17 protein-coding genes are annotated in these 18,362 nt (G+C 43.1%); 9 read left to right on the top strand and 8 right to left on the bottom strand.

Going from position 1 to position 18,362, the window contains the following annotated elements:
• Positions 1 to 72 precede the first annotated feature (72 nt).
• The 4 genes from A4R26_RS28825 to A4R26_RS28810 form a co-directional block, all read right to left on the bottom strand.
• Positions 73 to 840 (bottom strand): Zn-ribbon-containing protein, encoded by a 768-nt coding sequence (locus A4R26_RS28825; RefSeq protein ID WP_081170003.1) that lies wholly within the window; start codon positions 838 to 840, stop codon positions 73 to 75.
• A 559-nt stretch (positions 841 to 1,399) separates the two neighbouring features.
• The gene (locus A4R26_RS28820; RefSeq protein WP_081170002.1) at positions 1,400 to 1,975 is read right to left on the bottom strand and encodes a GNAT family N-acetyltransferase; all 576 of its coding nucleotides are present in this window, start codon (positions 1,973 to 1,975) and stop codon (positions 1,400 to 1,402) included.
• 394 nt (positions 1,976 to 2,369) lie between these two features.
• Positions 2,370 to 2,813 (bottom strand): MerC domain-containing protein, encoded by a 444-nt coding sequence (locus tag A4R26_RS28815; protein ID WP_081170001.1) that lies wholly within the window; start codon positions 2,811 to 2,813, stop codon positions 2,370 to 2,372.
• Between the two features lie 155 nt (positions 2,814 to 2,968).
• Complete coding sequence (locus A4R26_RS28810; RefSeq protein WP_081170000.1) at positions 2,969 to 3,277, bottom strand: hypothetical protein; 309 nt, start codon at positions 3,275 to 3,277, stop codon at positions 2,969 to 2,971.
• Positions 3,278 to 3,857: 580 nt separating this feature from the next.
• Here A4R26_RS28810 and A4R26_RS28805 point away from each other — a divergent pair.
• Positions 3,858 to 5,183 carry a TIGR00341 family protein gene (locus A4R26_RS28805; RefSeq protein ID WP_081169999.1) on the top strand — a complete coding sequence of 442 codons (1,326 nt, stop codon included), beginning with the start codon at positions 3,858 to 3,860 and terminating at the stop codon, positions 5,181 to 5,183.
• 18 nt (positions 5,184 to 5,201) lie between these two features.
• Complete coding sequence (locus A4R26_RS28800) at positions 5,202 to 5,522, top strand: carbon-nitrogen hydrolase family protein (RefSeq protein WP_242675046.1); 321 nt, start codon at positions 5,202 to 5,204, stop codon at positions 5,520 to 5,522.
• Between the two features lie 23 nt (positions 5,523 to 5,545).
• Here A4R26_RS28800 and A4R26_RS28795 read toward each other — a convergent pair whose 3' ends face one another.
• Positions 5,546 to 6,241, bottom strand: a complete 696-nt coding sequence (locus A4R26_RS28795; RefSeq protein WP_165760454.1) for a haloacid dehalogenase type II — start codon at positions 6,239 to 6,241, stop codon at positions 5,546 to 5,548.
• A 153-nt stretch (positions 6,242 to 6,394) separates the two neighbouring features.
• On the bottom strand, positions 6,395 to 8,032 hold the full coding sequence (locus A4R26_RS28790) for a tetratricopeptide repeat protein (RefSeq protein ID WP_081169997.1): 1,638 nt from the start codon (positions 8,030 to 8,032) through the stop codon (positions 6,395 to 6,397).
• A gap of 359 nt (positions 8,033 to 8,391) precedes the next feature.
• On the opposite strand from A4R26_RS28790, the gene A4R26_RS28785 reads away from it, so the two are divergent.
• From A4R26_RS28785 to A4R26_RS28770, 4 genes are all read left to right on the top strand, one after another.
• A complete protein-coding gene (locus A4R26_RS28785; protein ID WP_081169996.1) occupies positions 8,392 to 9,978 on the top strand; it encodes a L,D-transpeptidase family protein in 1,587 nt (528 codons plus the stop codon).
• 426 nt (positions 9,979 to 10,404) lie between these two features.
• Complete coding sequence (locus tag A4R26_RS28780) at positions 10,405 to 11,274, top strand: universal stress protein (RefSeq protein WP_081169995.1); 870 nt, start codon at positions 10,405 to 10,407, stop codon at positions 11,272 to 11,274.
• A gap of 74 nt (positions 11,275 to 11,348) precedes the next feature.
• Positions 11,349 to 12,662 (top strand): Na+/H+ antiporter NhaA, encoded by a 1,314-nt coding sequence (gene nhaA, locus A4R26_RS28775; protein WP_081169994.1) that lies wholly within the window; start codon positions 11,349 to 11,351, stop codon positions 12,660 to 12,662.
• 4 nt (positions 12,663 to 12,666) lie between these two features.
• A complete protein-coding gene (locus A4R26_RS28770) occupies positions 12,667 to 13,671 on the top strand; it encodes a sodium:calcium antiporter (RefSeq protein ID WP_081169993.1) in 1,005 nt (334 codons plus the stop codon).
• 77 nt (positions 13,672 to 13,748) lie between these two features.
• On the opposite strand, the gene A4R26_RS28765 is transcribed toward A4R26_RS28770, so the two are convergent.
• Positions 13,749 to 14,057: a hypothetical protein gene (locus A4R26_RS28765; RefSeq protein WP_081169992.1), complete on the bottom strand. Its 309-nt coding sequence runs from the start codon at positions 14,055 to 14,057 to the stop codon at positions 13,749 to 13,751.
• 406 nt (positions 14,058 to 14,463) lie between these two features.
• Here A4R26_RS28765 and A4R26_RS28760 point away from each other — a divergent pair, with 406 nt between their 5' ends.
• The 3 genes from A4R26_RS28760 to A4R26_RS35985 are packed head-to-tail and all read left to right on the top strand — an operon-like array spanning position 14,464 to position 17,779.
• On the top strand, positions 14,464 to 16,290 hold the full coding sequence (locus A4R26_RS28760) for a glycoside hydrolase family 15 protein (RefSeq protein ID WP_081169991.1): 1,827 nt from the start codon (positions 14,464 to 14,466) through the stop codon (positions 16,288 to 16,290).
• Positions 16,287 to 17,390 carry a glucose 1-dehydrogenase gene (locus tag A4R26_RS28755; RefSeq protein WP_081169990.1) on the top strand — a complete coding sequence of 368 codons (1,104 nt, stop codon included), beginning with the start codon at positions 16,287 to 16,289 and terminating at the stop codon, positions 17,388 to 17,390. The genes A4R26_RS28760 and A4R26_RS28755 overlap by 4 nt, the downstream gene beginning before the upstream one ends.
• A 47-nt stretch (positions 17,391 to 17,437) precedes the next feature.
• Positions 17,438 to 17,779 (top strand): four-helix bundle copper-binding protein, encoded by a 342-nt coding sequence (locus tag A4R26_RS35985; protein WP_081169989.1) that lies wholly within the window; start codon positions 17,438 to 17,440, stop codon positions 17,777 to 17,779.
• Positions 17,780 to 17,823: 44 nt separating this feature from the next.
• Here A4R26_RS35985 and A4R26_RS28745 read toward each other — a convergent pair.
• Positions 17,824 to 18,362: universal stress protein (locus A4R26_RS28745; protein ID WP_165760453.1), on the bottom strand; the 539-nt coding region annotated here is incomplete at its 5' end.

Genomic DNA, 18,362 nt, shown 5'->3' with positions numbered 1-18,362 from the left:
ACATAAAGCAGGATCAATCTATTATTATTACCGTTCGATTGTTGTTTTAATTTATTTGTTCGCGGTTCTTCTTTACGTATTGGGTGAAATAGTTGAAACTATTTTGCATCTGTCACATTTGAAGTCATATAAATTGTGCAATTGTTCTTTTAAACTCCATTTTTTATTGCAACCGGGACAAGGTACTACTAATTGGTCTCCTTTTAATTTCCTATAATTGTGTAGGTAGTAATAAGTGGGAATCGAGGTTAGTTTTTCGATCGTTTTGCAAATTTCAAGTCCTTGTCCAGAAAGCTGTGATTTTATTTCCTGCATTTGATTCAAAGCCCATCGTTCCCCTACTTTACAGTTCATTTGCAAACTGTCGCAGGAAATGTAGTTAGTTTCCCAACTTAAAATAGGCATATATCCATAATCGTGGTAAACAGGTAGTCGGTATAGAGGAACAGTTCTGTTACAAGTTCCACAGGTCAAAGGTGAGTCAATCGAAATATAGTTTGTAATAAGAATAAAAAAAGCAGACTTTTTACATGTGCAAGGTGATTTGTAGCTATTATAGGATCTGCCTACTGTTCTAAATAACAATGACGACTTACAGATATCTTCTACCTTTTTAGTCTGTTTATTTACATAAAAGTTATTGTATTTCCTGGCAAGTGAGTTTTTTTCAAGCGTGTAAGGAAGACAAACAATTTTGTTACCAGTTATATATTGAGATTCTATTTTACCTTGTGTTTGACCGCTACCACGATAAAATGACATAAGCGTATGAAACTCGCCAATAAGCTCGTCCTTGCTAACTTTAGACTTTATATCAATTGATATTTCCTGTATGTACACTGTTCGTTTTATTATTTAAAATATGTGAAAACCACCACTTCTAACAAAAATACACACTTTACATAAAACATCAATTTTCAATTCCTAATTAGAAGCTCGTTTATAGGCAGGAGTTACTGTGATCCCCCAACCCGGGCTTAAGTTCATGAATTAGGCCCAGCTTTGCAGAGCCTTGAAACATGTATAAATCATTGTTTATACAGAATCTATTAGAAACTCCAGCAGCCAACTTACCACAGATGTATTTTTAAGGTTCCAATCAAGTACGGCTCCTGGCCCCCGGGGCGCTCCGGAAGATAGATATAATTGTTGGGGATCGGCAATTGCGGCTACGGAAGGCAGGAAAATAGAAGTTGGAGTAGGCATACGGGAGGGCTCATTTTTTGACGCAATTTTAAAAACCTCTTACAAGCCTGAAAATGTCGGGGATGCAAAATTTGGTCAAACAGTTATTAGATTTGCAGATTACTCCCCACTTCAACTTTCTTAAATATATTTTGAACATGCTTCTCAACTGTCAACGAAAATTTTCACTAATTGCATCGTCTATTTACCGAATCTATCTTGCTTTTCGCAGCATGGGTCGTACAGTAGGTGAACTACCGGATTGAATTTCACCAATTACCTCGAAACCGTGACGCTTATAGAGAGAAATATTTCTGGGATTTGAGGATTCAAGATAAGCAATTGCTCCGTTGCGGTCGATAACCTTCAGCGCTTCGGCCATTAATGCGGAACCTACCCCATCGCCTTGACGAGCCGGGTCTACGCCAATCATCGGCAGATACCAATGCGGTTCGGCAGGGTGGAATTCTTCCATTTGCTCAAATATTTTCGGCATATCGTCTTTGATGTCGTCGCTGGCATTTTCGACCAATATTCGCACAAGAGACTCATCATCGGGTCCAACACCCGGAGGTAACCATAAAGCAGCACCTGCAAACCCCTCGGCAATAAAAGACGTCCCGCCTTCGAATGAACTCCCGCCAAATGCTTTCGTCAGCAATGGAAAGGCAGCCAGGAATTTCGCAGCGTCTGGCAGTGACCAACGTGCCATTGGATCATTACTGAATGCCAAAGTTAACACCGCGGTGGCTTGCGCTTCATCCAACGGTGTTCCGGTTCTTATTTTCATATCGTGTTCATTTTAAAAATAACCTGGCACAAACCGGAAAAATCGCCCTCTCGCCATTCTACTGTTCTAAAACCAATCTGTCGTTTGCCCGCCTTCTATCACTATTTCTGATAATACTACAGGAACGGAGATGTCGAACTAACGATCTCCTGGCGCCGGGATTATTAAATTTAATGAATTTTCCAAATTTCAAGTCCTTGTGAATTTTACTTCCAATGAAATTCTCTTACCTGGGGCACAAAAAAGCCTCGCAAGTCGAAAGATTTGCGAGGCTTTTTCGTTTAATGCGTGCCAATCAAGTAAGCTTTTCCCCCTTCGCCCATATGTTTTACAGGCAGATGCCATTATACTTTACGAGGCAACCTGTTTCCATGCCAGCTGAATTATTGATCTTTTAGTTGCGGGTTACCGCAGCAAAAACTGCTTCACTATTTTTCTCACCAGCTCCACCTACTTCATTGAAATCGCCTCTCAACACTTTGAGCGCATATTTCTCTTTATCGATTTCGGCTCTGGTCCTGTAACCCAGCCTTCTAAACAATGGCAGCGGCGGGCACCAGCCCTGGATGGCATGCTGGGCAAAAAAGCCCAGTACTATTGCCGGTAAAACTAACCACCGCCTGTGGTGAAAAGCGCTCAGCGCAACTCCGGTAAGGGCAATTGAAGACATATTAACTTCAAGTACTCTTTCTATATCCCATTCTTCATCCAACTGTTTAATTCTATTCGTTATAGCCACTTTATCAAGAGAAGCATACTGAGTAATCTTTTCCCTGATCTCATTATCGATATTCATGTTTTGCTCAGTTGCCGAATTTCTTCTTACTCTGTCTTTCATATAGCTTTTTTATAAGTTAATAAAAACCAAGGTTTCACTTTAAATGAATATGTAATAACATGACATCAAAAGCTGTGCCCTGCAAAACAGTAAAAAGTGTAAAAAGAAGGGAAGGAAGATGGGAGCGGCGGCCCCTTTAACCGGAATTCACTGTATTAATTTTGCCGGATATATTCCTCATCCGGCATTTCATCGGCATTTTTGTCACAGTGCTGTTGTGCGTTTTGTATAATGTGAACTATGCTGCTCAGTATTGGGCGAAGGGAAACCGAGTGGTACACATCTAATTTTTTGAATCCGTTTTTCCCGGCATACGACAGGTAGGAAGTGTGGAAACTATCTATGATCACGTCATCGAGGAATTCAATAAAAACAAAGTCTATTTCAAATTGATGTACAATTGTGATATATGCGGAATAATACTCAGCCTGATACCTGAAAAAAACCTTTAACACCTGGTCCATGATCGCTGAATTTGTATGGTTACGTCCGAATAAATTAGCATCAATGCTGAACTTCGGCTTATTTTATCTCACCTAAGTTCCATACAAAATATTAAAGGGCTGTTAGAAGCAAATTAGAATCTGCTAATAGATCTGGCACAAGAGACTCCATTATTTATACAAACAGGCCTGTAAAAAATACCGCATACTGCGGCCTGGTAATATTTGAACATTTGTTTTTTTGTTTTAAGGAATCTGGCCGTTCCGTATTTTCTTGTAACACACCCATGGAGCTACCTTGCAAACGGGGCCCGGCAAAAGCAACTTCTCTGCGCTATTCATAGCCGTTATTTTTTCGCCAAACCATAAAATAGTTACCACTATCGCCTATACACGACCCACGCGCAGCAACGGTAGCTTTATGAAGAGGTACTAAAAATCCTGCAGCTATTGCGGGATAACCGATGATGAAAAACGGCAATGACAGGTTTCTTTATCATTATTTCACATTTTGAAACGCAATATTAAAGATACCTCCTTACATTTATAAGGGTAATAATTTAGAAAAATGGCTCAATATGATACGTTTAAATGACTTAGTATGAAAGATGTTCTAACGGCATTAAGCAGGTTTATTAGTCAATTGTTCAATTTACATGAAGATAAGGCGGAAGAGAACGAAATTGTTGAGTCGATAAGAAGGAATGTCAGTTTCAGGGGTACCAATCTATGGACGTTGATCTTTGCCATACTGATCGCATCGATCGGGTTAAATATGAACTCTACCGCCGTTATTATCGGCGCCATGCTTATATCGCCGTTAATGGGTCCTATTATGGGAATTGGTTTGGCAATAGGTGTGTATGATTTCGACCTGCTTAAACGGGGTATCAAAAACATTCTTATTGCCGCTACCATCAGTATTTTTACCTCGTACCTGTATTTTCTCATTACCCCTCTGCACGAAGCCAAGTCTGAATTACTGGCCAGAACCACCCCATCGGTTTGGGATGTTTTTATCGCTTTTTTGGGCGGACTGGCGGGTATCGTAGCCGGCACCAGAAGGGAAAAAAGCAATGTGATCCCCGGCGTAGCCATTGCTACGGCGTTGATGCCGCCGCTGTGCACGGCAGGCTACGGCCTTGCCTCAGGGCAGTGGTTTTATTTTTTGGGGGCCATCTATTTGTTCTTTATCAACAGCGTTTTTATTTGCCTGGCTACCCTTGTCATTGTAAGATACCTGAAATTCAACAAGATCGAATTTCCTACCGAAGCCAGAAAAAAATTTGTCGTGCGGTCTGTATGGATAATGCTGGTGCTTACCATTTTGCCCAGTACATACCTTACCTGGCGTATTGTTCAACGTACGATCTTCGAGGAAAACGCCAGGCGGTTCTTGCAGAATGAGTTTAACTTTGCGCAAACCCAGGTCGTAAACAGGGTTTATAAGTTCGATCATAGTAAACCTAAGATAGAGGTGCTCCTTATCGGCCAGGAACTGCCAGACCAGATAATCGATTCCCTTTCGCACAGGCGTTACTTATACAACCTGGGATTTGCCGATTTCATTGTCAGGCAGGGGCTTGACGCAAAAAACGAGATCGACCTGGCCCAGATAAAAGCCAGTATCCTGGAAGACGTATATTCCGGATCGGCCGGTAAAAAAGACACCCTCCCCCCTGCCCTTGAGAATACCTCCGGCGTTTATCCCGACCTGAAAGCTGAATTGAGGTCACTATATCCTTCCATCCGTTACTACTCTTTGTCAAATGTTGTGGTAAGGCAGATCGATACAGCCAGGCTCGATACCGTTACATTGTTTTACGCCCGGTTTTCACGACGCCAGCCTGCACGGGAAAGGATAAGGCTGAGTTCATGGTTAAAGCAGCGGGTAAAGGCCGACTCTATCAGGTTGGTGATCGAATAACCATTAAAGTTTGCAAGTATGAATAAGAATGCCATCGTAATAAATGAACTGATCATTAAAAGCCTTTCGTTATCAGATTACCAGCACGTTGGCAATTTGCCCAAGGTTGAAAACCTCGACATCCAGTATTCGCAATCGGCGGTCTTTACGCCCTGCGATTTTGCCTTTCCTTCAAACGGCATCAAAAGCGAAGCCACCCCTGATACTGAAATGATCCTGATCTCTGATGTAGACCTGTCGCTTCTTGACGAGTTGCGGGCTTATGGCAGCGTTAGAAACATGAAAGACCGGAGAACAGATTTTTATGACCTAAGGATCAAAGATCAAATGCCCGGCTAATATAAAAGTATCATTGTAGTTATTTAGCTGTGAACGGCTTTTAGCTGACCGGCCAGATCGGTAATGCTGGTACAAATGTAATCAGGTTTGGGCGCAAGCGGGTACAACATCTGTTTCGGTTGTTTAAGATAGGCTGTTTGCATGCCGGCATTAACCGCACCTGCCAGGTCCCAGCCGTGTGCCGAAACCAACAGCACCTCGCCTGGCTGCACGTTCAGTTTGGCTATGGCCCATTCATAAACCTCGAGGGAAGGCTTGTACTTCCTTACGTGTTCGGCGCTCATCACTTTTTCGAAATAGGAAATAAGGCCGGTACGCTCCATTCTTTCCGTAACCGTTCGCTCAGGCGAGTTGGTAAGCGCAGCGATCCTGAAGCCCGCGTCGTTCAATTGAGAAAGTCCCTCCTGCACCCCTTCATGAACAGGCAGGTGTTTCAACAGCTCGAGCACTTCATTGATGTCATGTTCATCTATTTCCTCGCCTAACGTACGCCCGGCCATTTGCATGGTGGCATAAGCAATCGATGCAAAGTCGTTGAATTGTACAATACTGTTGTCGACAAAACAATACTGCATAAATAGTTCAAACCAGATAAAATACCCTCTTTTGTTGTCGAGTATCTGATTGACCCTTTTTTCTATCACGGTCATATCGAGCAGCGTTTCATAAACATCCAACAATACTACGGCCGGCCTGGCTTTTACCTCACTTAATTGCATAAGATCTAAAATTGGTAACTTATTTTTCAGTAATATACAAAATAACCAAAACAACATCTTCAACAGCAATATTAAGGCATAAAAATACCCTTTCTTCCGAAAGGGCATTTTCTAACTGATCACATTCAGTTAACTATAAAAAACAGGGTGGGGTTAATTTTTACCTTCACTTTCTGCGCCGGCCGATACCTTTTTTTCAAGTATCGCTATATAGCGGCGCGCGTCATCGTTGGCCGGGTCGATTTCGAGTACCTTGTTAAGGTTTTCGATGGCTGCCGCATAATCATTTTGTTCGTTGGTTTCCCAGGCCGCTTTATACCCATAGGCCTGAACAAGCCACTTTTTATGGGTGGAGGTGATCGTATCCTTTTCTTCGATCACATCGATCAACTGGTCATAATACGGGATCGCCAACCCTTCCTGCATGGATGAATCACGCAGGGCATTGGTGCGGGCACGCCAGTAGTAACCGAAACCCTGATCGGGATATTTTTCTATATAACGGCCGAATACCGTATCGGCTTCCTTGTATTGTTCGGCCTTGAAATGAGCAACACCCCAATTGAACAGGTCAAGATTAGAGGCACGATCATTATTCTCATAAACCTTTCCAAGCCAGTATGCCTGGCTGGCAAAATCATCGCGTTCCTTATACAGGTCGGCTATTTTTCGATAATAGGTATACCTGGCCATCGTATCATTTGTAATGGCAGCAGCCTTTTCATAATTAACGAGCACCGAATCTTCCGCACCGTCCATCGTTTCATACAGTGTTGCCATCGTTTCGAAATCCTTTGCTACCAGATTACTGTCGGCTTCATAAGAAAAATAATTGTTCATACTGGATATGGCATTTGCCGTATCATTCAAACCCAGGTAACTATACGCCAGCAGCTTATGCAAGCGGGTTATGGTGTCGGCCTGCGGTTGCGAAAGCAATTGCTGCGCTTTATCAATAGCCTCTTCGTATTTTTTTGTCAGGTAAAGCAGGTCTGTGTAGCGATAATCGTTCTCCGGTTCCCTGTCACTGTTTGCAATATACCTGTTGAAATACGCCATCGCCTTGTTGGCATCTGTAAAATAATAATGATAATACAGGTCATACAATGCCGGGGCATACTTTGGATCGGCATCAATGGCCTGCACAAAATATTTCAGGTAAACAGAAGGGTTGTTTTGTGAAGCAAATATCTTCCCTATTTTATAATGGGCGGCGGCGTATGCGGCATTTTTTGAAAGCGCCTGGTTATAGGCTTTATAAGCTTCTTCGCCATTACCCATTTTGCGGTGGGCATCGCCCATTAGCGTATACAAAGCCGGGTTCTTTTTGTCTCTTTTAATGGCCTTCTTCAGCATGTCGAGCGCTGCCTGGCCATCTCCTGCCGGTGTTGAAATATGCGCTCTTGCCACCGCCGCCAATATGCCGGCATCTTTTGACCTCGTCTTTTTTACAGCCTGTTCAAATAACAGGTTCGCACTGTCTTTTTTATGCTGCGTTAAAAGCAGGTGTCCCCGGGCCACCTGAAAATATGGTTCGTTATGAATGTTTTCCGGTGCACGCTGCACCAGGTCCGTTATGGCACTTGTACTGTCGTCGTGTATATATGCCTGTGCAAGCCAGTACCAAGCTTCCGCGTTGGCCGGCTCCCGGCTCACAATGCCGTTCAGCATTTGCTGCGCTCCGGTATAGCGTTTATAATAGATCAGTTCTTCTGCATCGCCTACGTTTTGCGCGAACATCAATACAGGAATGAGCAAAATGCCCATGGTAAATGATAATATTTTTTTCATTTGTTTAATTTTTACTACAAAAAATATGTTAAATCGGTGCAGGCAGTTATACTAGAGAACGAATGGATTTCTGGAAGTGCCGTTAATGCGTAAAATGTGGTTTATATCCTGCAACTAAGTGATATGGTTAAATTTACTACACGGGCTTAAGAGGGTAGTTAAGCTGTAATTAAAATGCCGTTAAAAGCCGGCTGCATTACCACACGGTTAAAATAATATTAAAACAAAGATGGAACAACGTGTAGTATCATAAACTTAAGCAATACCTTAATTGCTGCGAACTGAATTAATTTGTAAATTCAGAAAGGTTACGGCAGGAGTCAATTTTATACGGCGACAACATTAAACAACAGCACAGGATGAAATATTTTATCATATTACTTTTGGGGATCCTACTTATGCAATGCAGGCAGCGACATAATAAAACCCTGCCCGACACATTACCCAGAGACAGCACCATTACCAGGCAAAACGCTTACTCAGAGCTGTTCCTCGATAGTGCAGGAATGGAAGCGTTTCTAAGAGAAGAAGTAGAAAACGACAGTACGAAAATCTACATCCGCAATTTTTATAATAGCCGCAACTATTCATTTGCCTGGTTCAATAAAGATGGCTTAACGGTTCAGGCCGAAGGTTTCTGGAATTTATATGATCAGTATATAAAAAACACAAACGATAGCGCGGTTTATTACCGTAATCTTCATCAGGCCATGAACAGGTTAATGTATGAAGACAGCTTATATGAAACGCCGGCAGATGTACTCGCCAATACGGAACTTCGCCTCACCAGGCATTTCCTTTATTATGTAAAAGCCGTGTACGGCCCCAAAGCCAACCCGGAAGTAATGCGATGGCACATTCCAAAACGAAAGTTGAATGCCCGCGTGCTGCTCGATTCGTTTATTTCTCTTCAAAAACAAGAATGGAAGCCTTTAAGTGAGCGGTTTTACCAGTTACGGAATGCCGTTATAAAATACCGGAGAATTCAGGAGAAAGGCGGATGGATGATTATAGCCCCCCCAACGGAAAAAATTAGAAAAGGCAACCGGAATAAATTGATACCGGCCTTAAAAAAGCGACTGTCGGCCATCGATGCTTATTCGCCATCCGATACAACTGATTTATACAACGATTCATTATTGACAGCGATAAAAATGCTACAACAACAATTTGGCTTACCCCCGTCGAACCATATTGATGCTGCCCTGATAAAGGAATTGAATGTTCCCGTTGAAGAAAGATTGAAACAAATGCTTATCAATCTGGAACGGATGAAGTGGATGCCCCCGCAGCCGGAGAACTGTATTACGGTAAATATACCTGAATACCGGTTAAGGGTATATGAAAATGGAAATGAAGTGTTAGGGATGAATGTAGTGGTAGGAAAGACAGCCAACCGTACCGTTATTTTTTCAGATGAACTGGAGTTTATCGTTTTTAGTCCGTACTGGAATATCCCCCGCAGTATAATACGCAGGGAAATTTATCCTGCCATGAACCGGAGCACCTCTTATTTACAGCGCAACAATATGGAAGTTATCGGTTATTACAGTGACAGCCTGCCAATAGTAAGACAAAGGCCGGGATGGGGAAATGCGCTTGGCGATGTAAAGTTCATTTTTCCCAATAGCTATAATATCTATTTTCATGACACGCCCGCCAAAGCATTGTTTGGCCGCCATAAACGGGCCTTCAGCCATGGCTGTATCCGTTTGCAGCAACCGTTCGAGCTGGCAAAATACCTGCTGAGAAATAACCCTGATTGGCCTGAAAAGGCAATAAGAAAAGCGATGAACAGCGGTACTGAAAAATGGGTAAGGATCAGCCGGCCATTGCCCGTTTTTATAACCTATTTTACAAGCTGGGCCGATGACAGGGGAATGGTATATTTCACGGAAGACATTTATGGGCACGACAAAAAACTGGAAGAACACCTGTTTGAATAACCCGGCAATATGGGAGAACTATCGCCGGATGCGGTTATGTATATGCTCTGGTGGTTGCCGTATAAGAGACCATCGGTTTAATACCCGCTTTTATATTTTTGCATTACAATACTTTTTGGCTTTCCGGCACCGCTCATTTAAAGAAGCACTCATGGGCAGCCTGGCTTGCCGGCGACACGCGCGGCCTGTGATGATAGCAATACCGTCAATTTATAAAATATACCTATCTTCGCATCAATAATGATCTTTCTATTGGTGTTAGGCAATATCAAATAATATGCCGCTACCCTCAGGTTCTTCCTGAATATCCACCCCGGTGAACGAAATAATCTGGTTCAATAACGATCTGTTCATGCAGCTAACTCCCGGCCTGGTTAAAACGAAAAAGATGTTCTACCAGTGTCAGGGATAAAATCCTTTTCAATTATGGAAAAAATACTTGTTCTTACCGACTTCTCCAACAATTCGATGAAAGCATGTATGTATGCTGCAGAAATTGCTTACAAAAGCGGGGCAACTATTCATTTATTGCATGTGGTTGAGCCTGTTGTTGACAAAATAAGACAACCTCATGCACTACATGAGAAACTGGAAGATGAAATAATTAAAAGCAGGTATAGCGAAGTACATGCAGTACGCAGGTCTGTTTTGTCGTTTTTCCCTTCAGTTAACATCGAGTCAGAATTAGCCAGCGGAAAGGTTACAACCTCCATTCTTGATTGTGCACGAAAAATTGAAGTGGATCTGATAGTGATGGGAACAAAAGGCGCAACAGGCCTGAAAGAAATTTTTATGGGCAGCGTGGCAACAGATACCATAGGACAGTCTACCCTGCCCGTACTTGCCATACCTGAGGCCTATAAAATGGAGCAACCGGATGCAATACTGTTTGCCACCAATCACTTTGAAGAAAATACCAATCTGCTGAAGCCGGTAATTGAATTGGCGAAATTATTCCAGGCTACGGTTCATACGGTAGTTTTTTGGGATACCCACCATGCCGACGAGTCGTCATACTTAATAAATACAAGCCAACTGAGTCATTATATGGAATTTTTAAAAAGATCATTTCCCGATGTTTCTTTCAAAGGCGAAGTGTTGAAAGGGGAAGATTTTGAGCAAACGATCGTGAGCTATGACGAAAAAAATGAAGTGGATATACTTGCAATGATAACCTATCACAAAAGCTTTTGGGACAGGTTCCTGAGGCGAAGCAAAACAAAACAAATGACATTTCATTCCGTCATTCCGGTTTTGGCAATCCCATTCGCAGATACTTCAAATAAACAATCATAAAGGGAGTTAAGAAAAGTCAGGGATAATGAAAACATGTTTAAGTCGAAATTAAATGGATATAAAACGATCATTCAATGGCTGAAAAGAAATTAACTTCTGTACTCCCGGACGCTGTCATCAGGTTTTTTAAAAAACCTTCCGCACCGGGCATCCTGCTGATATTTGTTACAATAGTGGCGCTCATTTGGGCCAATTCGCAGGGCAGTAATATTTACTATGAATTGTGGCAACATAAAATTACGGTGGGATTCAGCGGCGGCGTTATTTCAAAACCACTGCTTCTATGGATAAATGACGGCCTCATGGCTATATTCTTCTTTACAATAGGCCTTGAGATCAAGCGCGAAATTATTGCGGGCGAACTATCCACCTGGAAAAAAGCAGCCATGCCTTTGTTTGCCGCTTTAGGGGGAATGATCATTCCCGCAATTATTTTTATAGCATTCAATAAGGGCACGCCTGCATCAGACGGCTGGGGAATACCAATGGCCACGGATATCGCCTTTTCGCTGGGCATATTGTCCCTGGTAGGAAAAAAGGTGCCATTGACGTTAAAAATATTTTTAACGGCATTTGCCATTGTTGACGATCTTGGTGCGGTTCTGATCATCGCTTTCTTCTATTCATCGAAGATAATATTATCTAATGTCGCACTTGGCGCATTTTTTCTTATTGTCATGATCATTATGAATTGGATTGGTGTTCGAAACAAACTAGCCTATGCTATTCCGGGGATTGCCGGAATATGGCTGGCCTTTTTGTTATCGGGCGTACATGCAACTGTTGCGGGGGTATTGGCTGCATTGGTAATTCCGGCCAGTACAGCCATCAATAAACAGGATTTTAAACAAGCCATCATTAACCTGGCGGGCGGGATCCGTGCATCAAAAGGAAAAGAAACCAGGTTCCTGTCAAAGGATGAGCAGTCTGTAGTAACATCTATCAGAGAAAAATGCGAACATGTGGAACCTCCCCTGCAATCACTTGAGCATTCTTTGCATCCCCTGGTCATGTTTTTCATTATGCCCGTTTTTGCCCTGAGCAATACGGGGGTTGCATTGAATACCAACCTGCTGAAGGTGGCCACCGAACCATCCAGTGTGGGAATTATATTGGGATTGGTTATTGGCAAGCCTTTAGGTATCTTCTTTTTTTCATGGCTGGCACATAAAATGAGGATCGGGCAACTTCCAACAGGCGTTAACTGGCTGCAGATATGGGGCGTTGGCCTTTTGGGCGGAATAGGATTTACCATGGCATTGTTTATAACCAGTCTTGCCTACAGTGAACCTGCGCTGATAAACAGCGCAAAGATCAGTATACTGGTTGCCTCGGTAATTGCAGGCATTGCCGGATATCTTATTTTAAGAAAAACGCTTCGTCATTAACACCATGAATAACTTATACCTGTTTATTGCCGGGTTTATTGTCTGCGGCGCCGTTATTGTTTATAGTGGAACCAGGCTATCGTATTATGGCGACAAAATTGCCGACCTCACCGGTTTGGGAAAAGCGTGGGTTGGCCTCATTCTAATGGCCTCCGTCACTTCCCTGCCTGAATTAATAACCGGCTTTAGCGCCGTGGCAATCGTAAAAGCGCCTGATCTGGCTGCCGGCGATATTTTCGGAAGTTGTGTATTCAATCTGCTCATACTCTCTGTACTGGATAGCCGCATAAAGAAGCCGATCTTCTCAATGGTAAAATCAAGCCACATCGTAGCGGCCATATTCGGAATTGTTTTACTAACGGTAGCGGGCATGGCTATCTACCTGTCGCAGTCGGCGCCGTCAGTCTTATGGGTAAGCAGCTTTACCCTGGTCCTGTTTGCCGTTTATCTGGTAGCGGTTTGGAGCATGTTTAAATATGAGCAAAATGAACACCTGGCCTCCACTGCAGAAGTAAAAGTACCTCCTGACGCTTCCGCACTTAAAAAGGTGATCTGGAGCTATGCCCTCAATGCATTTATCGTAATCGGCGCTGCGGTATTCCTGCCTTATTTTGGTGAACATATAGCGGCGGAAACTGGCCTGGGCGACTCCTTTTTTGGCACATTGTTCATAGCAGCGGCCACGTCATTGCCCGAACTGGTGGTGTCGCTGTCTGCATTACGAATAGGCGCACTGGATATGGCTGTCGGGAATTTGCTGGGCAGCAACGTATTCAATATGTTTATTCTTGGTGTAGATGATGTATTCTACAGGGAAGGATCATTGTTTAAATATATTTCTTCCGCTCACCTCTTATCTGTTTTTATAACTATAATAATGACCGCAACAGTAGGCCTGGGACTGCTTTTTAAACCAAAGAAGAAGCAGGCATGGCTGTTGGGGCTCGATACCTTGATCATTGCGCTGTTATATATTGCACTTATGATCCACTTATTTATAAATACATGATATTATTGTACTTCAAAGGGGAACAGGCTATTATACAATCAGCACCTTCGACCTGAAGTATTCGTTGCCAGATTGCGCTAGTTTTGACGCACAAACTCTTCATCCAACAATATATTGGCATTCTGTACGTCTGATACATGTTGTGCGTTTTTAATAATTGTAAACAGGCTGTTCAGGATAGATCTGAAGTACGCTGACTCATAAGTTGGCATTTTTTTAAATTCTTCTGCCACATATGAGATAGTGGAAGCGTTTAATATTCCTATAATATCTTCATCAAGAAACTCGATGTCTATGAAGTCGGTTTCAAACTCACGTATCACTGTAACAATAGCGGAATAGAAACCAGCCTGATGTTTGAATAAAATTCTTATCACCTGAGCCATATCCACTGATTTATTGTATTAACTACTATAAACCATTTCATCAATATCTATGCCCCCGGCCGATGAAGGAAACAGTACGGCTGCGTAGTTTTTGTCCTGTATAATATATTCCCTGAATAAAGTACTATTTTCCTCGCGACCCCGTCTCCACAACATATTAAAGGGTGATTAGAAGCATATTAGAATGATCCTCATCCTTCAACTAACGCCGGGAAAAACCATAAACATCCGCCCGCCCTGCATTGGTAAAGTTGATCAATGCATTTGAACGGTTCCATCTGAATACATTTACCGGTTTTTGTCATGGATGTTCCATACAGCAATACTTACTGCCCGGAACCGGATTTGCATAATATGCCGTAACAGTGTTGTCAGGGTTGAGGTTATAACTTCTAAAAGAACTAAAATGGCATACCAACCGATAGAAAATTATGGAATTATTGGAGATCTGAATACTGTGGCCCTGGTTGCGTTGAACGGCTCTATCGACTTTATGTGTTTTCCTGATTTTGATTCACCCAGCATTTTTGCTGCGTTACTCGATGATAAGAAGGGCGGGTATTTCCAGATCAGGCCGGTTTTTTCTGACATGAATACAAAACAATTGTATTTGCCCGACACCAATGTTTTGCTTACCAGGTTTCTTTCAACAGAAGGTGTGGGCGAAATAACCGATTTTATGCCGGTTGAAGAGTTGTTCGACGGAAAGGAACTGATCAGGCGGGTAACAACCATAAGAGGTGAAGTGCATTATGAAATGCATTGTGAACCCCGGTTCAATTATGGCAGAAGCGATCACAGTGTAAGTGTGGTATCGGATAACGAGATCGTTCTGCAAAGCAAAGGGTCCGACAAAACCGTCATACGCATAAGAAGCACAATACCGCTTAAAGCCGACAATGGCGCCATAACAGCCACTTTTACTTTATCGCCCAATCAGACTGCCGACTTCATACTTGAACATATAGAGAAGGAACATGTAGAACGCGATTTCAAAGAATTTGTAACGGAAAGCCTTTTTGCCACTGTGAATTACTGGAAAGACTGGGTAGCCAGGTCGTTATACAAAGGGCGCTGGATGGAAACGGTGAACAGATCGGCCCTGGTGTTGAAACTGCTCACCTCTCACCGTTATGGGTCAATTGTAGCAGCACCGACATTCAGCATGCCCGAAAGCATTGGCGCCAAAAGGAACTGGGACTACCGCTATACCTGGATAAGGGATGCTTCTTTTACCGTATATGCACTGCTGCTTCTCGGTTATACAAAGGAAACCGGCAACTTCATTAACTGGGTAGAAAAGCTTTGCCAGGATATAAAAGGACACAACAGGCTGGGCATAATGTATTCTATCGACGGGCATAGACAGTTGCAGGAATCGGTACTTGACCATTTTGAGGGATACAGGAAATCATCGCCTGTAAGGATCGGCAATAATGCATACAGTCAATTGCAGCTCGATATCTACGGCGAACTGATGGATTCGGTTTACCTGTATAATAAGTATGGCGAGCGGATCTCTTATGATTTCTGGAAAGACCTGGAGAAACAGATCGACTGGCTGGCTGAAAACTGGAACCAGCCCGATGAAGGCATTTGGGAAGTAAGAGGCGGCAAACGTAATTTTTTATATTCCCGGCTCCTCTGCTGGGTAGCGTTTGACAGGGCCATAAAAATAGCAAAGTCACGTTCGTTTCCCTACAATGAAAACTGGCGGGCTGTGCGGGACGAAATTTTCAATACCATATTTAAAGACTGCTGGGACGAGGATAAAAAGGCATTTATGCAGTATCCCGGCGCACCAACCGTTGATGCGTCTGCACTCCTGATGCCGCTGGTACGGTTTATAAGTGCCAAAGACCCCCGGTGGCTATCGACGCTGAACCGGATAGAAAAGGAGCTGGTATCAGATTCGCTGGTTTACCGCTACCGGCCAAACCTTGCCGCGCCCGATGGATTTGTAAGCCATGAAGGAACGTTTTCCATGTGTACTTTCTGGTATGTGGAATGCCTCTCCCGCGCAGGCCAACTTGAAAAAGCACGGTTCTATTTTGAAAAAATGCTGGGCTATGCCAATCATCTGGGACTGTATTCCGAACAACTGGGTTTCAGGGGCGAACATTTGGGGAACTTCCCGCAAGCCTTTACCCACCTTGGCCTGATCAGCGCTGCTTACAATCTCGACAAACAACTGAATGACAGCAGAAATAAGAATGTAAATCATTTCACATGAAAGCAATTTCAATAGTGCCACACGATGCGAAGGTTATGTTGACAGATGTATCTGAACCGCGCCTGACCTCAGAATACGACATTAAATTAAAAGTACTGCAGGTTGGAATATGCGGTACCGACCGGGAAGAGATATCGGGCGGCCGTGCCGATGCGCCTGCGGGAAAACATTCGCTCATCATCGGCCATGAAATGTTCGGCGTAGTGGTTGAAACGGGAAATAAGGTACAGGCAGTAAAACGGGGCGATTATGGATTATTTACCGTACGGCGCGGTTGTAATGAATGTGCTGCCTGCCTGAATAACCGCAGCGACATGTGCTTTACCGGTAAATATAAAGAGAGAGGTATTAAAGGAGCAGATGGATTCCAGACGGAATATGTGGTTGATCATGAACAGTACTTTATACAGGTGCCGGAATCCTGTAAAAAGATAGGCGTACTAACGGAACCAATGTCCGTAGCAGCAAAGGCCATAGACGAAGCATTGATAATTCAGCTGGCAAGGCAGGGGAACATCCTTGACGATACGAATTGGCTGAAGGGAAAAAGAGCGCTTGTTGCCGGCCTGGGGCCTATTGGATTGATGACAGCATTCGCACTCCGCATCAAGGGCGCCAAAGTAACGGGGCTTGATATTGTGGACGAGTCTTCATTACGTGTTCAAATACTCAAGAACCTGTCGGGCAGGTACATCGATGGCCGCAATGTAAAAACGATCGATATAGACGATGAATTCGGAGAATTTGATTTCGTGTTTGAAGCTACCGGAATTGCCAGGCTGCAGATCCAGTTGATCGACACATTGGCAAATAACGGAATTTATGTGGCAACCGGTATTCCGGCGGGCCATCGGCCCATGGAGATAATGGCAGGTAATATTATGCAACAGCTCGTATTAAAAAACCAGGTATTGCTGGGAAGCGTAAATGCCAGCAAAGAACATTATAAAATAGCCGTAAATTATTTACAACAAAGCCAGGAATACTGGCCGGGCCTTATAGAAAAAGTCATTACAAACAAATTTCAATATGCCGAATATCAGAAGGCTTTACTATCCCATGAAGAAAACGAAATAAAGACAGTAGTAAACTGGGTGTAGGAGATCTGTTTTCCAGGAAAGTATTATTAACCTTAAATATTGATTTTATGGCAAATTATCATCAGTTTCAAAGTTGTATAGACGCATGCCTGCGATGTGCAGCTATTTGTAACCATTGTGCTTCTTCCTGTACACAGGAAAAGGATGTAAAAATGATGGCCCGTTGTATTCAGCTCGACATGGAATGTGCAGCAATTTGCTATGCTTCGGCTCAGCTTATGAGCCTCGGAAGTGAAAAAGCTGTTGAGCTATGCCGTATTTGTGCGGAAATTTGCGAGGCCTGTGGTTCCGAATGTAAAAAGCACCAAAACGAACATTGCCAGGAATGCGCCCGTATATGTGCACAATGCGCAGAGGAATGCAGGCACATGGCCTCCGTTGCTGCTTAAATTTAAAGATGGTTGATCCCGGGCTGAAAATGCCCGGGTTTACCCTAGTTATATGATGATCGTACTAAACTTAATACAGGCGTTTTCGCATGATTGATGATCCGTTGAGAGAAAGGACCAATAAAAAATGGATTACTGGCCAGGTCTAATCCCTGCGAAATAACTACCAGGTCGGCATTTATAGCTTTCGATCTCTGCAATACGTATTCGGCAATATCGTTGCTTTTGCCATTGCTTAAAGCTATGTCGAACTTCTCTTCGTTATATTGCTTTTTGGCCTCCAGAACTGTTTTTGATAAAATTGAAATGTTATTCTTCTGTTCACCCGGGGCTATTCCTAAAAGTTGAAGCATGCACTTTTGGGTATTGTGCCTGGTAAGTTCACAAATAACATCGAACAGTTTTGAAGAAAACAGCGCCGGTCTTACCGGGAACAGGATCTTGCGAAACTCACTCCACTTATTCTGTTCAGGAATTAATAAAACCGGGCAGGCTGCTCTTTTGATGGTGTAGTAAGCGTTCGAGCCGATAAAGAAATCCCTGTACCCCATATCTCCGTGCGAGCCCATTATAACCAGGTCTA

It is taken from the genome of Niastella populi (assembly GCF_002078015.1).
GTDB lineage: Bacteria > Bacteroidota > Bacteroidia > Chitinophagales > Chitinophagaceae > Niastella > Niastella populi.
The sequence above is the reverse complement of the archived record's forward strand: the minus strand, read 5'-3'. Positions and strand labels throughout refer to the sequence as shown.